The following is a 13,793-nucleotide window of genomic DNA, read 5'->3' as shown; positions in this document are numbered from 1 at the left end:
TCTTGGCAACGGGCGTTCTACGCAGAAAGGCTAAGCATTGGTTTGCCGGCGTTGCCGGCATCCGAGCAGCGCGGGCAAAACACGTTGTTCCGGCCTGCTCAAAATACGCCAACTTCAATGCCAACCACCCAGCGCGGTAGCTCGGGCCAGGCGGCGTAGTCGCTGGCAAAAGCCGGCGTGAGCCGGTAGCGGGCCACCAGGGCATAGCGGTCGAGCCCCAGCCGCACTCCCGCGCTGCCCCCGAAACGGCGCAGGTAGGGCAAGCCACTCTCGGTGGTTTCGAGAAAACTAATACCCGGCGCGGGCACGTCTTCGGTAGTGTGGCGGGTACCGACGGCCCAACTGCCGCCGGCCAGCAGGTCGAGGTAGCTGCCGATGGCATTGCCCCGGCGGCCGTAATTCAGGCGTAGCGCTACCTCGGTGGCCAGCTGGTGCAGGGCAAGGTTTTCGCGCTGATGCAGCGTGGGCGCGGGCACCCGTTTGCCGGCTTCCTGGGCCAGCTCATAGCGCTGGTAGGCGTAGGCTAAGTCGCCGCACAACGCCACCGACTGGCTCAGGCGCAGCTTCAGCCGGCCTCCCACCCGGGCTTCGGCCGAAGGGAAGCCGTAGCACAGGGCAGCCCCCGTTTCGGCCGGGCCAGCCACCAGCCCCAGCGCCACGTAGCCGTGGCCAAACCAGCGGCGGTTGGGGCCAAACGTAGTTTTCACGGTATCGTTGGCCACGTTGGCCTGCACCAGCACCTGCTGCGCCCGCGCGGTTTGCGCCGCCCCCATAAGCAGCATCAGCAGCAGACTACCGCGCCGAAAAACCAAGCCGGTAAATTGACTTGCCAGGAAATCGAAGTTGCCGCTCATTCCGAATACGTGGCGGTATAGCCCTTGAAGTGAACCCGCAGCACGTCGCCGCCCCGCAACAGGCGGCGCGGCACCTGCACTACTAAGCGCTGCGTCACGGCGCGGGTTTCGTAGCGGCGCAGCACGCCCCGGCGGTCGGCCAGGTTCCAGTAGAGGTAGGCCGGGTAGCTGGGCTCGGGCAGCAGCACCAGCGGTGGGGCATCGGCTGGCACCGGCTTTTCCTGCCCTACCGGCGGGGTGTTCGTGAGCGCAACGGCCGGACCGGCAGTAGCGGCCGGGGCCAGGCTCACTACCGGGTCGTCGGCCAGCAGCGGCAGGTCGGTGGCAGGAGCACGAGCAGCTTCGGGCCGGATAATAACGGCCACCAGGCTATCGTGGGGCACAAAATCGAAAGTGGCCACCACCGGGGCCGGAACTACGCCCGCCGCCGCCCGCGCCAGCCGGGGCCGGCCGTAGCCGTGGGCGTAGTCGAAATACGGGTACAATTCGCCCGCCTGCTCCAGTTGCGCAAACAGCTGCATGGCCGTGAGCTGGCGCTGGCGCTGCCACAGCGCGGCGGCCAGGCCGGCCACGAGAGGCGCGGAAAAAGAAGTGCCTTCCAGCCGCTCGTACCGGCCGCCGGGCGTGGTGGTGAGCACGATGCCGAAGGCCGCCAGATTAGGCTTGCGGCGGCGGTCGGCCGTGGGGCCGTAGGAGCTAAAATCGACGTGCAGGCCGGTTTCGGGGTCGAGGCCGCCGATGGCCAGGGCCGAGTCGGCATCGGCCGGCGTGCCGATGCGTACCCAGTCGTCGTCGCCGTCGTTGCCAGCAGCGGTCACCACCAGCAGGCCTTTGCGGGCGGCCAGGTTGGCGGCGCGGGCAATGAGGCTGCGGCGGCCGTCCATCTGCTCGGGAAAGTAGCGCTGCTCGGTATAAGCCAGCGAGGAGTTGACGATGTCGGCCCCGAGGCGGTCGGCCCACTCCACGGCGGCCAGCCAGGCTTCTTCCTCGGCGTAGCGCTCGCGGTGCAGCTGCTCGGTCCGGGCCAGCAGGTACTCGGCGGCGGGGGCCAGACCCAGCGCCGGGCCTGGCGCGCCGTTGGGGCCGGCGGGCAGGCGGCCGGCCAGGCAGCCCATCACTTCGGTACCGTGGCTACCACCCACGAACACGTCGTCGTGGTTGCGCAGAAAATCATGGGTGGCCACGATGCGCCCGCTGCTGACCAGCTCAGCGAAGGCCGGGTGCGAAGGCAGGCCGCGAAAGCCTACGTCGAACACCGCAATGCGCAGGCCACGGCCCTGCAAGCCCGCCGCGCGCAGGGCCGCCCCGTCGAGGTGGGCCACCTGGCGGCGGGCCAGCAGGTAGTCGTTGGCCGAAATCGTTTCCTTGTCACCGTCGCCAGCCTCCGTTTCCGAAGTACCGGCGGCTTCCAGCTCAGGTGTCAGAGATGCCACATCTACTGTGCGGCCGGGCCAGCGCACTACGCCGCTAACGCCGGGTAGCGCCCGCAGCGCCGCCGCCTGGGCGGGCGTGGCCCGGCAGCTCACGGCATTAAACCAGCGGCTAACCAGCGTGATGGTATCCACTCGGACCTTAATGGCGGCCACGTAATCGGGCCGCACGGGCAGGTCGGTGGCTTCAAAAGCGGGCAGGTGCTGACGGCGGCGGCGGGCAAGGGCCTCGGGGGCGAAGTAGCGCTGCGGGTTGAACCGGACGCCACTCTTCTCCTTCAACGTCACCCAATAGCGCTCAGTGGGTTGCGCAGAATTGGAGGTCGAACCGACAGACCACTTCTGCCCAGCTACCGGGCCGGCCGCGCCCAGCAGCGTCAGGACCAGTCCGACGGCCACCGGCCGCCGCCACGCTTTCAAAAAGAAGGGAAAGAAGTGCATAGAATTTTGCCAAAGGTAACCCCAGCCGGTAGGCTCCGTTTTAAGGCTGGACCTTTTTCAGGTCTAAATATCTTTTTTACTGCTCTTTCCCGCTCATGAACCTTCGCTTATTCCCCACCCTGTTAGTCGGTGCCACCTTGCTGGCCCTGCCGGGCTGCAACCAGAAAGAAATTGCGGCCCTGCAACAGCAGAATACCGACCTCACCAAATCGCGCGACCAGCTGACGCTGGAAAAAACCGCCCTCGCCGCCGACAAAGCCCGGAGCGAGGAAGCACTGCGCAATTCACTGCTCAGCAAAAACCAGCAGGTGAACCAACTGAACCAGAACCTGGGTGATGCCGAAACCGACATCAAAAATAAAAATGCCGACCTGCAGAGCAAGGATGCCGACCTGCAAAGCAAAAACGCCCGCATCGCCGACCTGCAAAATGCCCTGGCTCAGAAAGATGCCGCCACCAAAGCCCTGCGCCAGCGCGTTTCGGATGCCCTGCTGGGCTTCAACGCGCAGGATTTGCAGGTGAGCGTGAAGAATGGCAAAGTATACGTGTCACTGTCGGAGCAGCTGCTCTTTAAATCGGGCTCGATTAGAGTGGACCCCAAAGGCCAGGATGCGCTGCGTAAGCTGGCAGTGGCACTCAAAGACAACAAGGACGTGAACGTGCTGGTCGAAGGCCACACCGACAACGTGCCCATCAAGGGAGCCACCGCCAGTGGGGCCAAAGACAACTGGGACCTGAGCGTGATGCGCGCCACGGAAATCACCCGCCTGCTGACCACCGCCGGCATGGACCCCGCCCAGGTTACGCCCTCGGGCCGTTCGATGTACATGCCCTTGGTGGCCAACGACTCCCCCGCCAACAAGGCCCTGAACCGCCGCACCGACATTATTCTCACTCCCAAGCTGGATGAGCTGTTTTCGATTTTGGGGCAGAACTAGCGTTAATTTTTAAGTACTTAAACGGCCCTTTTTGCTCGCGCGGGAAGGGCCGTTTTTCTAATTTCAATTTGACCCAAATCAAGCTTACTCGCAATTTAAGCAGTCACGCAGAAGTAATCGTATTGAATGGAACGTCATGCTGAGCGTAGTCGAAGTATCGCTATCGCGTGAGTAAATAATTACTGTTGCGGTTGAGATGCTTCGACTACGCTCAGCATGACCGCCTTTTTGCTACGGTTTTACAGCCCGTATTTGCTCAGCAGGTAGATGAGGCCGGCCATGCTGGCCCCGCCAAGCTCCAACTCGCGGCGGTTCACCTTGTCGAACGTGTCAGCGGACGTGTGGTGGATGTCAAAATAGCGCTGCGAGTCGCATTTGTAGCCAATGAGGGCTTTCGGGTGCACGGCAGCCTCCAGGGGCTCGATGTCGGTGCCGGAGTGGCCGGGCAGCAGGTCGGCGGCGTGGTAAGGACGGAATAGCGGGGCCCAGCGCGCGATTTTGGCCGTCGTGGCCGGGTCGGCCTCCAGCGTGAAGCCCCGCGGGGTGAAGCCCCCGCCGTCGCTCTCGATGGCCGCCACGTGGGTTTCCTGGTTCTGCTGGGCCAGGCGGGCGTATTCGTTGCCGCCGCGCGTGCCATTTTCTTCGTTCATAAACAGCACGGCCCGGATGGTGCGCTCGGGCTTGAAGCCGGCGGCGCGCAGCAGGCGCAGGGCTTCCATGCTCTGCACGCAGCCGGTGCCGTCGTCGTGGGCCCCCTGGGCCAGGTCCCAAGAGTCGAGGTGGCCGCCTACGGTGATGATTTCGTTCGGGAATTTGCTACCCTTGATTTCGCCCACTACGTTGAAGCTTTTTTCGTCGGGCAGGGTGATGCACTCCATTTCCAGCTCGAACTGCAGGTCGGGGTTGGCTTTGAGGAGCTGGCTGAGCTGGTCGGCGGCATTGGTACTGAGGGCCGCGCCGGGCACCTTGGCTACGGCTTCGTCGTAGCGCATGGTGCCGGTGTGGGGGTTGTCGTCGCGGGCGCTGGTCATCGAGCGCACCAACGCGCCCACGGCCCCGCGCTTCGCGGCTTCAATCGCGCCCAAGGCCCGCTGGTCTACGGCCCCACCGTAAGCCGCGCCGGGCTCGATGAGCGCATCGTTGAACGGCCGGTTGTAGAACACGAACTTGCCTTTTACAGCCGCCTCGGGCATGTTTTTTACTTCCTCCAGGCTGTGCACTTCCACCACGCCGGCCTTCAGCTTGCCACCGGTGCCCACCGAGCCGCCCAGCGCGCACACCGGCACCTTTACTTCCTTGCCCTTGTTGCCCACAATTTCGCCGCGCTCGCGGCCGCCGCGCACCCAGTGCGGCACCATCACCGGCTGCAGATATACGCGGTCGAAACCGGCTTTTTCCATGGTGGCCTTGCCCCACTCCACGGCCGTCTGGGCCTGGGGCGAGCCCGACAGGCGCGGCCCGATACTACCCGTGAGGTAGCGCAGGTTCTCGTAGCTCTCGCCCCGCAGCAAGGCCTCGTCGAAGAGGCGGCGCAGGGCCAGCGAGTCGGAGCGGTCGGGCCGGGGGGCGGCAGCAACGACTTTAGACGCAGCGGAGGCTTTGGTCTTTTTGCGGGTTTGAGCCGACGCGGTGGGCGCGGCCAGCAGCAGCGCGGCACCCGCGCCCAGCAGTATTCTCTTTAACATAATCGACATGGGACGACGGCAGGAAGCCACGGCAAAACAGCCGCAGCCGGGCGAAAGTACGGCCGCCGCCAGCGTTTGAGCACGCTCGGAATACCGAACGCACGCAAACACCGCCGGCGGCCGGAATGGGTTGGGTTGGGTTAGGGCTGGCTGTTATTTCACGGCCTTGGCTTGCGCCTTGGCCTGAATTTTCATTTCCTTGTCCTTGGTTTTTTGCAGGCGGCTGGCCACCGGCTCGCGGCGCTCGGCCCCGTAGCCGCGGGTTTCGACGGTGGGCTGCATGCCTGGGGCCACGCGCACCGTGAACAGGTAATCATATTCATTGTCCTGGACTTCGTCGACGGGTGGAATGCCGCCAAAGTCGTCGATAAGCGAGAGTACCGTGTTGGAATGGCCCACGATGACCACTGATTTGCCGGCGAAATCTTTCAGGATGTGGTCGGCCAGGTCGCGGCCACGCTTGGGGTCGTAGGTCTGGGGCTCCAGCTTGGTGGCGGCGGCCAGCGGGGCCAGCGTGGCGCGGGTGCGTTTGGTGTCGGTGGTGAAAAGGGCAGCCGGCTGGTGCTTGGCCAGGGTTTGGCTCAGGGCCAAGGCGCGGGCGCGGCCCTCGGCCGAGAGCTCGGGGTCGTCGGCTTTGCCCAAAGTATCTTTTTCGGCATGCCGCACGATGTACACCGTGGTGATGAGCGGCTTGATTTTCATCTTCATTTTCTTGGCCTCAGCCGGGGCCTGGGCTTGGCTGGTGCCCACGGCCAGCAGCAGTAGCAGCGCGCAAAGGCTTGAGAATCGGGTAAGCAAGTGGTTCATAGCGAAAGGAATGGAATAATGGAAGAATGTCGCCCTGGCAAATTACGCGGTTTTTCTGGCCTTATCAGACTTGATAACCTAAAAATCACGTGTGCGCCTTCATCCGTCGTTCAGCAAGGGCTGTCGTATGTTGTGCTTATAAATACTGCCGGACCCGGCAGTACGGCCGGCACACCTCGCCACGGCTTCCCTTTTCCCACCTCTCCTCCTCCCCTTCCTATGCACGTTTTGCTCATCGAAGACGAAAAAAGTCTGCACCAGGAAATGCGCCAGTTTCTGCTTCAGGCCCAGTACCTGGTCGATTCGGCCTACACCTACGCCGAAGCATCGGAAAAACTCTACGTGAGCAGCTACGACTTCGTGCTGCTCGACCTGGGCCTGCCCGGCGGCGACGGCCTCGACCTGCTGAAGGAAGCCCGCCTGAATGATAAGCAGGAGGCCTCGTTCATCATCCTCACGGCGCGTGGTGCCCTCGACGACCGCATCCGGGGCCTCGACCTCGGGGCCGACGACTACCTGCCCAAGCCCTTCTCGCTGCTCGAACTCACCAGCCGGATGCAGGCCATTACGCGGCGCAAGTTCAACCTCAAGCGGCCCGAAATCACTTTTGGCAACGGTTTCAGTATGGATGCCAATGCCCGCACCGTGCGCTACGACAACCAGGAAGTCCCCCTCACTAAAAAGGAGTTCGACCTGCTTCACTACCTGCTGCTGCACCGGGGCCGGGTGCTCACGCGCCTGCAGCTGGGCGAGCACCTGTGGGGCAACGTGCTCGAAGACGATTCCGACTCGAACTACATCGACGTGCACATCAAAAACGTGCGGAAGAAGCTGGCCCAGTTCGCCCCGGCCGAATTTCTGGAAACCGTGCGCGGCATCGGCTACCGGGCGGCGGAGGGGAATTAAAAGTGAAGGCTTAAAAATGAAGAATGAGCAACGGTTATTTGTTGCGGCGTGGTATCCCGGCTGGATTTCACATGGGGAAGTCTGTCCTTTTTAGCGCTGCCTTCCCCAATTTTTAATTTTTAATTCTTCATTTTTAATTGAAGCGCATGCGCCTCGAAGCCAAGCTGGCCCTGTTCAATGCCCTTTCCAAGCTGCTGCTGGTGCTGCTCGGGGCGCTGGTGATTCCGCCCATCGTGCAGCGGGTGGCCGTGGCGCACACCGACTTGCACCTGCGCGATAAGAAGCAGCACGTGCTGGCCCTCATTGCCCGCGATGGTCTGCAAGCTTTTGAACGGGGCGAACGGGCCGAGACCTATGCCGACTACAACATCTTCAAGCAGGAGTACATCACCCTGACGCCCCTGCCGGTGGGCAAGCCCCTGCCCGCCGAGCGCATTTTTGAAGAGCCCCGGCAGGTAGACCAGCAGGTGGAGGATTTTCGCATTCTGAGCTTCGCGCGGCCCGCCGAAACGGTTGGGCAGCCCGCGTTTCGGGTTGAGATTGGCTCCTCGCTCGAAACGGTGGAGCTGCTTACCGGCACGCTGCGCAACCTGGCGCTTTGGGTGCTGGTGGCCGCCTCGCTGCTCACGGTGGTGTCCGACGCGGCCTTCGCGCACTATTTGCTGGAACCACTGCGCGAGCTGACCATCCGCAAGCTGCGGGGCATCCGCCAGCCTTCCGACTTCGATTTTGAGGCCATCGATACGGACACAACGGACTTTCGGCGGCTCGATGACCGGCTGAATTCGTTGATGCGGCAGGTGCAGTCGGCCTTCGCCAAGGAGCGCGAGTTTATGAGCAACGTGAGCCACGAGCTGCTCACGCCGGCCAGCATCCTGCAGTCGCGCTTCGAGAACATGCTGCAGGACCCCACCCTGCCCGAGCAACACGCCCAGCAGATTGTGGAATCGCAGCGCACGCTCTACCGGCTGCGCAACACCGTGCGCACGCTGCTGCTCATCGCCAACATCGAAAACGAACAGTACCTGCGCAACGAAGCCGTGCACCTCTCGGCCGTGGTAGCCGACGTGGCCGAGGAACTGGACGACCGCCGCCAGCAGCGCGACATTGCCCTAGAAGTGGACCTGACCGGCCCCGACGAGCACCCCCACGCCAACGCCAGCCTGCTGCACACGCTGCTGCGCAACCTGCTCTCCAACGCCATCAAGTATAACCGGGCGGGCGGGCGGATTCTAATATTGGGCCGCGCCACGGCCAACGGTGGCTACACGCTGCGGGTGGAAGACACCGGTCCGGGCATCGCACCCGAGAATCTGCCGTTCCTGTTCGACCGGTTCCGGCGGTTTCAGGGCACCGCACCGGGCGCGCCCGAAGGCTACGGCCTTGGCCTGCCCATTGCCCAGACCATTGCCACCTTCCACGGGGCCACGTTGCGGGCCGAATCGGAGCTGGGCCGGGGCACCGCCTTTATCCTCGATTTCCAGCCGTCGGCGAAGCTGGTGGCGGGATTCATGCCGGCTTCATAGGTGGGTTGGTAGTTTCGGGCAGTAATTCAACCGCCCGTGCCCAACCTCATCAAATTCTTGCTTGCAAGCCTGCTGCTGGTCCTCGCAATAGCGGTGGGTACCGAAGTGGCCGCGTTGCACCGCAAGACCCGGCCAGCCGGCCGGCCGCTAGCGGCCCCGGTGGTGGTTCGCAAGTCGGCAGTGGTACCGCTGCTCCGCAAAACCGTACACGCGGTGGCGCACCGCGCGGGCTAACGGGGCTGGCTGGCCAGTTTCCTGAGGAGTCGCGCAAAAGTAACCATACAAAAAAGGCAGTCATGCTTCATCTGGCGTCCGCTTGTCGAAGCATGACGTTCAGAATCAATACACTTACTTCTGCCCGACGACTTAAACTTTTGCTGGCTAGATTAGATAAAACGTCAGCCTTAGTTCTGGTTAGCCACGCCGTAGTCCTCCGAGGCGACGGGCTGAGGCGGCACCGCGGCATCGCCGGACGCAGGTAGCGGCAGCGCCCACTGTTGGCTGAGATGGGCGAGGCCATGCGTGGCCGTGAGGTCGAACTGACAGGGCACGATGGAGACGTAGTTGTTAGCCAGCGCCCACTCGTCGGTGTCGGTACCGAGGTCGAGGTTTTCAAAGGTGCCCATCAGCCAGTAATAAGGCCGCTGGTAAGGGTCGAGGCGGCGGTCGAACTTCTCGGCCCATTTGGCGCGGGCCTGGCGGGCCAGCCGCAGGCCGGCAATGGGCGTATCGGAATTTTTAGGAATGTTCACGTTCAGGGCCGTGCCGGCGGGCACCCCGTGGGCCAAGGCGTGGCGGCACACCTGGGCCACCCACTCGGCGGCGTGCGAAAAGTCGGCATTGGGGCCGTACTCGCAGAGGGAGAAGCCAATGGCCGGCAGCCCTTCGATGGCCGCCTCGATGGCGGCCGACATCGTGCCCGAGTACAGCACGTTCACCGAGGCGTTGGAGCCGTGGTTGATGCCCGACACGACGAGGTCGGGTGTGCGGTCCCGCAAAATGTAATGCTTGGCTATTTTTACGCAGTCGGCCGGGGTGCCCGAACACTCGTAAGCTTCCACTTCGGGCCCGAAAACCGGGTTTTTGGTGAGGCGCAGGGCGCTGCCGATGGTGATGGCGTGGCCCATGCCCGACTGCGGCGAATCGGGGGCAACGACCACTACTTCGGCCCCCAGGGCCAGCACGGTTTCGACGAGGTGGCGGATGCCGGGGGCAGTAATACCGTCGTCGTTGGAGACGAGAATGAGAGGCTTTTTCAAAGGGGAAACGGCGAAGTGAGAAGCGGATAACAAAGGTAGCGGAAGCCCCGGCGGCGCAAGCGCGGCGCAGAGTGGCCCGCCCGGCAGCGAAGCTAACTTTGCGGTTCGCGTCCTCGCGCCGGCAGTGCATCAGCCACACGGCACGGGAACGCGAACTACAAAGTTCGCGCTACTATGTTCACCGTTCTCCTCGCCTCGCTCATGGCCCTTGCTCCCACCCCGCCCACCCCGGCCTGGCGCACGCCCTTCGAAAACGACCCCGCCGGCAATACGACGGCCACCTACGCCGAGTGCCTTGCCTATTATCAGAAGCTGGCCGCCGCTTACCCGGCCCACCTGCACCTGGCCGAAGCCGGCCCCACCGACAGCGGCCAGCCCCTGCACGAAGTGGTGCTGAGTGCCGACGGCGACGCCGACCCTGCCAGCACCCGCCGCAAGAACCGGCGCGTGCTGTTCATCCAGAACGGCATCCACCCCGGTGAGCCCGAAGGCATTGACGCGAGCATGATGCTGGCCCGGGACCTGCTACAGCAAAAGCCCCTGATGAAGCTGCTGGCCGGCGTGACAGTGGTTATCGTGCCCACCTACAACATCGACGGCATGCTGAACCGCAACTCGACCACCCGCGTGAACCAGAACGGGCCGGTAGCCTACGGCTTTCGGGGCAACGCCCGGCACCTCGATTTGAACCGCGACTACATTAAGCAGGAGTCGCGCAACGCCCGCTCGTTCGCGGCGCTGTTTCAGAAGTGGCAGCCCGATGTGTTCGTGGAAACCCACACCTCGAACGGAGCCGACTACCAGTACACCATCACCCTGATTGCCACCCAGCACAGCAAGCTGGCCCCCGCGCTGGGCCAGTACCTGCAAAGCCAGCTACTGCCCGCGTTGTACCAGGGCATGAACCAGAAAAAATGGCCCATGACGCCCTACGTTGACTTCGAGGGCCAAACGCCCGAGAGCGGCCTGCGCGCATTTCTGGAAACGCCGCGCTACTCCACCGGGTACGCGGCGCTGTTCAACACCATCGGCTTTATGCCCGAAACGCACATGCTGAAGGCCTTTGCGTCGCGCGTGCACGCCACTTACGACTTCCTGCGCACCATGCTCGAAACCCTGGACCGGCAGGCCCCGGCCCTGGCCGCCGCCCGCGCCACGGCTGCCGCCGACATGCAGGCCAAGAGCAGCTTCCCCCTCACCTGGGCCCTCGATGAAAGCCAGTCCGAAACGGTGCAGTTTCGCGGCTACGAGGGCAAGATGAAGCCCAGCGAGGTGAGCGGCCAGCCCCGCCTCTACTACGACCGCGCCGCGCCCTACACCCGGCCGGTGCCGTATTTCAACACCTTTAAGGCCACTACCACGGCCAGCCGGCCCACCGCCTACATCATTCCCCAAGCCTGGACGGAGGTGGCCGACCTGCTGCGCCGCAACGGGGCCACGCTGGAGCCGCTGGCCCACGCCGTTACCGTGCCCGTGCAAACCTACTATTTCACCGATTTTAAAACCACGCCCAAGCCCTTCGAGGGCCACTACGTGCACAGCCAGGTGCAGGTGCGCCCCGTGGAGGCCCCGGCCACGTTCGCGGCCGGCGACCTGGTGGTTTACCTGAACAACGCCACCGCGCCCACCCGCTACCTGATGGAAACGCTGGAGCCCCAGGCCACCGACTCGTTCTTCGCCTGGGGCTTCTTCGACAGCGTGCTGCAGCAAAAGGAGCATTTTTCTGATTACGTATTTGAAGACGTGGCTGCCGACCTGCTGCGCCGCGACCCGGTGCTGCGCGAGCGGCTGGAGAAGCTGAAAGCGGCCAGCCCCGCCTTCGCCGCCAACGGACCCGCCCAGCTCGAGTGGGTGTACCAAAACTCGGCCTACCACGAGCCCGGCCACAACCGCTACCCGGTATCCCGCTGGCTGGGACCGGGCCGCGTGGGCGAATAGTGGCGCGTTCAGGCCCGCCCGGCAGCCCTTGCGCAGTAGCAGCAATTCTAAAACCAGGGTCGGGCCTGCACGACGTAGTGGGCAGAACACCTCCGCACCAACAGCTTTTAAACGCAGTATTGGCCGCCAATGAGGCGAGGGTGAAAGTTCGATTTAACGAAGAGGGTTTTTGCGCAAACGTTTGTAATATTTCTAATGAAACCCTTTACTCACCGGGATTAGTGAGTGCTCACCCATTTCTGTTATTTTATTTCTAAATGCCATAATTTATTATTGATACAATTGCAAACGTTTGTATTACGCAAAACTATTGCAATTATCTAAATTTCAATGCCGATAGAGTGGCGCTGCATACATAGTGGAGTTTTTGAACTTTGTACAGATATGGCCCGGCTAATATCTTGCAGTGTTTCTCACTAAAATTCCCACCACATATGAAAGCATTGCTACGCGGCACCAGCCGCGCCGCTTTGGCCGTTGCCCTGCTCACGCTGGGCGGCTGCGCCAAGGAAAACCTCAACCCAAGTGCTGGTACGCCGGCTCCGGTTGCCAGTACCGCCGCCAACGCCACCGTCGTGAACGGGGTGATGATGCAGGGCTTTTACTGGGACGTGCCCACCAGCACGCCCGCCGGCACCTGGTGGCAAAACCTGGGCAGCAAAGCCACGGAATTGAGCCAGGCCGGCATCACGGCCGTGTGGCTGCCGCCGGCATATAAGGGCTCGGGCGCGCAGGATGTGGGCTACGGCGTGTACGACCGGTACGACCTCGGCGAGTTCAACCAAAAGGGCACCGTGGCCACGCGCTATGGCACCTTGGCGCAGCTGCAAGGCTGCATTACGGCGCTGCACGGGCAGGGCGTGCAGGTATACGAAGACATGGTGATGAACCACCTCACGTCGGCCGACGCGCAGGAGCAGTTCAACGTGGGCGGCACCAACTACAACGTGTACACCAGTTTCTACTACCCCGGCCGGGGCAACACCTACAGCAGCTACAAGTGGCACTACTATAACTTCAACGCTACCCAGCAAGCCCCCAACAACGGCTGGTACCAATGGAACGCCTACGACTTCCAGCCCTACGCCAACGGCGATGCCTACGACAACCTGCTGGGTTCAGAAATCCGCTACGCCGACGTGAACCAGCGCAACGAAACCATCAGCTGGGGCAACTGGATGACCACCAAACTCAGCCTCGACGGCTACCGGCTGGATGCCACCAAGCACATGCTCACCTCGTTCGTGAACCAGTGGCTGGATGCGGTGAAGGGCACTTCGGGCCGCTTTGCCGTGAGCGAAGCCTGGTTCCGTAACCTGAGCGACCTGAACAACTACGCCGCCAGCACCGGCGGGCGCACCAGCCTGTTCGACGTGCCCCTGCACTACACCTTCCAGAACATGAGCAGCGGCAACGGGGGCTGGGACATGCGCGGGCTGCAGTTCGCCGGCTTCACGGAAGCCAACGGGCCGCTGTCGGTGTCGTTCGTGGATAACCACGATACTGACCAAACCGGCGGCGCACTTTTTTCGCCGGTCGTTAACCTGAAAATGCTGGCCTACGCCTACATCCTGACCCGTGAAAAAGGCTACCCCTGCGTGTTCTACCGCGACTTTTACGAATACGGTCTGGGCACCCAAATCAAGAAGCTGACCGCCGTGCGCAAGGCCAACGCCTACGGCGCTTCTTATGAATACACCAGCGTCGACGACGCCGACTACTACGCCTACTCGCGGGCCGGCGACGCAACCCACAAGGGCCTGATGCTGGTGCTGAACGACGGCGGCGGGGCTCGTACCAAAGGCATCACCTCGCCCTTCAAAAACGCTACCCTCACCGACAAAACCGGCAACTACGGCGGCACCATCACCACCGACGGCAACGGCTACGGCAATTTCCCGGTGCAGGCCCGCTCGTGGTCGGTGTGGGTACCCAACTAAGCAGCGCTTCGCGCTAGCAATGCCTGCCGAGACGCGAGAATGTGTCTTTACATAAAACGCCCCGCGCAC

At 63.0% G+C, this 13,793-nt stretch carries 11 protein-coding genes; 6 read left to right on the top strand and 5 right to left on the bottom strand.

What is annotated here, in order from left to right; all coding sequences use genetic code 11:
• Nucleotides 1-98: 98 nt before the first annotated feature.
• Both ABIB44_RS01470 and ABIB44_RS01465 read right to left on the bottom strand, forming a co-directional pair.
• A complete protein-coding gene (locus ABIB44_RS01470; protein WP_354582845.1) occupies nucleotides 99-854 on the bottom strand; it encodes a hypothetical protein in 756 nt (251 codons plus the stop codon).
• Nucleotides 851-2,725, bottom strand: a complete 1,875-nt coding sequence (locus ABIB44_RS01465; RefSeq protein ID WP_354582844.1) for a S8 family serine peptidase — start codon at nucleotides 2,723-2,725, stop codon at nucleotides 851-853. The genes ABIB44_RS01470 and ABIB44_RS01465 overlap by 4 nt, the downstream gene beginning before the upstream one ends.
• 95 nt (nucleotides 2,726-2,820) lie before the next feature.
• On the opposite strand from ABIB44_RS01465, the gene ABIB44_RS01460 reads away from it, so the two are divergent.
• A complete protein-coding gene (locus ABIB44_RS01460) occupies nucleotides 2,821-3,663 on the top strand; it encodes an OmpA family protein (RefSeq protein WP_354582843.1) in 843 nt (280 codons plus the stop codon).
• Between the two features lie 239 nt (nucleotides 3,664-3,902).
• Here the strand turns inward: ABIB44_RS01460 and ABIB44_RS01455 are convergent, their stop codons facing one another.
• Together ABIB44_RS01455 and ABIB44_RS01450 are read right to left on the bottom strand one after the other, a co-directional pair.
• A complete protein-coding gene (locus tag ABIB44_RS01455; protein WP_354582842.1) occupies nucleotides 3,903-5,348 on the bottom strand; it encodes a M20/M25/M40 family metallo-hydrolase in 1,446 nt (481 codons plus the stop codon).
• 153 nt (nucleotides 5,349-5,501) lie between these two features.
• On the bottom strand, nucleotides 5,502-6,155 hold the full coding sequence (locus ABIB44_RS01450) for a phosphoglycerate mutase family protein (RefSeq protein ID WP_354582841.1): 654 nt from the start codon (nucleotides 6,153-6,155) through the stop codon (nucleotides 5,502-5,504).
• A gap of 219 nt (nucleotides 6,156-6,374) precedes the next feature.
• On the opposite strand from ABIB44_RS01450, the gene ABIB44_RS01445 reads away from it, so the two are divergent.
• The 3 genes from ABIB44_RS01445 to ABIB44_RS01435 all read left to right on the top strand — a co-directional run bounded on the left by ABIB44_RS01445 (nucleotide 6,375) and on the right by ABIB44_RS01435 (nucleotide 8,821).
• Complete coding sequence (locus ABIB44_RS01445) at nucleotides 6,375-7,061, top strand: response regulator transcription factor (RefSeq protein WP_354582840.1); 687 nt, start codon at nucleotides 6,375-6,377, stop codon at nucleotides 7,059-7,061.
• A 146-nt stretch (nucleotides 7,062-7,207) separates the two neighbouring features.
• Entirely contained in the window at nucleotides 7,208-8,587 is a 1,380-nt protein-coding gene (locus ABIB44_RS01440) for a sensor histidine kinase (protein WP_354582839.1), read from the top strand.
• A gap of 36 nt (nucleotides 8,588-8,623) precedes the next feature.
• Complete coding sequence (locus ABIB44_RS01435; protein WP_354582838.1) at nucleotides 8,624-8,821, top strand: hypothetical protein; 198 nt, start codon at nucleotides 8,624-8,626, stop codon at nucleotides 8,819-8,821.
• A 170-nt stretch (nucleotides 8,822-8,991) separates the two neighbouring features.
• Here ABIB44_RS01435 and surE read toward each other — a convergent pair whose 3' ends face one another.
• Entirely contained in the window at nucleotides 8,992-9,846 is an 855-nt protein-coding gene (surE, locus tag ABIB44_RS01430) for a 5'/3'-nucleotidase SurE (RefSeq protein WP_354582837.1), read from the bottom strand.
• Nucleotides 9,847-10,020: 174 nt separating this feature from the next.
• Here surE and ABIB44_RS01425 point away from each other — a divergent pair, with 174 nt between their 5' ends.
• Both ABIB44_RS01425 and ABIB44_RS01420 read left to right on the top strand, forming a co-directional pair.
• The gene (locus tag ABIB44_RS01425) at nucleotides 10,021-11,784 is read left to right on the top strand and encodes a M14 family metallopeptidase (RefSeq protein ID WP_354582836.1); all 1,764 of its coding nucleotides are present in this window, start codon (nucleotides 10,021-10,023) and stop codon (nucleotides 11,782-11,784) included.
• A 434-nt stretch (nucleotides 11,785-12,218) separates the two neighbouring features.
• The gene (locus tag ABIB44_RS01420; RefSeq protein WP_354582835.1) at nucleotides 12,219-13,724 is read left to right on the top strand and encodes an alpha-amylase; all 1,506 of its coding nucleotides are present in this window, start codon (nucleotides 12,219-12,221) and stop codon (nucleotides 13,722-13,724) included.
• Nucleotides 13,725-13,793 lie beyond the last annotated feature (69 nt).

Origin of the sequence: Hymenobacter sp. UYCo722, from assembly GCF_040547115.1 — a bacterium.
GTDB lineage: Bacteria > Bacteroidota > Bacteroidia > Cytophagales > Hymenobacteraceae > Hymenobacter.
This window is presented reverse-complemented; position numbering and strand designations above follow the sequence as displayed.

Coding starts and splice junctions, on each gene's coding strand:
- ABIB44_RS01440 (WP_354582839.1), top strand. CDS start 7,208: ATGCGCCTCGAAGCCAAGCTGGCCCTGTTCAATGCCCTTTCCAAGCTG.
- ABIB44_RS01470 (WP_354582845.1), bottom strand. CDS start 854: ATGAGCGGCAACTTCGATTTCCTGGCAAGTCAATTTACCGGCTTGGTT.
- ABIB44_RS01460 (WP_354582843.1), top strand. CDS start 2,821: ATGAACCTTCGCTTATTCCCCACCCTGTTAGTCGGTGCCACCTTGCTG.
- ABIB44_RS01425 (WP_354582836.1), top strand. CDS start 10,021: ATGTTCACCGTTCTCCTCGCCTCGCTCATGGCCCTTGCTCCCACCCCG.
- ABIB44_RS01445 (WP_354582840.1), top strand. CDS start 6,375: ATGCACGTTTTGCTCATCGAAGACGAAAAAAGTCTGCACCAGGAAATG.
- ABIB44_RS01420 (WP_354582835.1), top strand. CDS start 12,219: ATGAAAGCATTGCTACGCGGCACCAGCCGCGCCGCTTTGGCCGTTGCC.
- ABIB44_RS01455 (WP_354582842.1), bottom strand. CDS start 5,348: ATGTTAAAGAGAATACTGCTGGGCGCGGGTGCCGCGCTGCTGCTGGCC.
- ABIB44_RS01465 (WP_354582844.1), bottom strand. CDS start 2,725: ATGCACTTCTTTCCCTTCTTTTTGAAAGCGTGGCGGCGGCCGGTGGCC.
- ABIB44_RS01450 (WP_354582841.1), bottom strand. CDS start 6,155: ATGAACCACTTGCTTACCCGATTCTCAAGCCTTTGCGCGCTGCTACTG.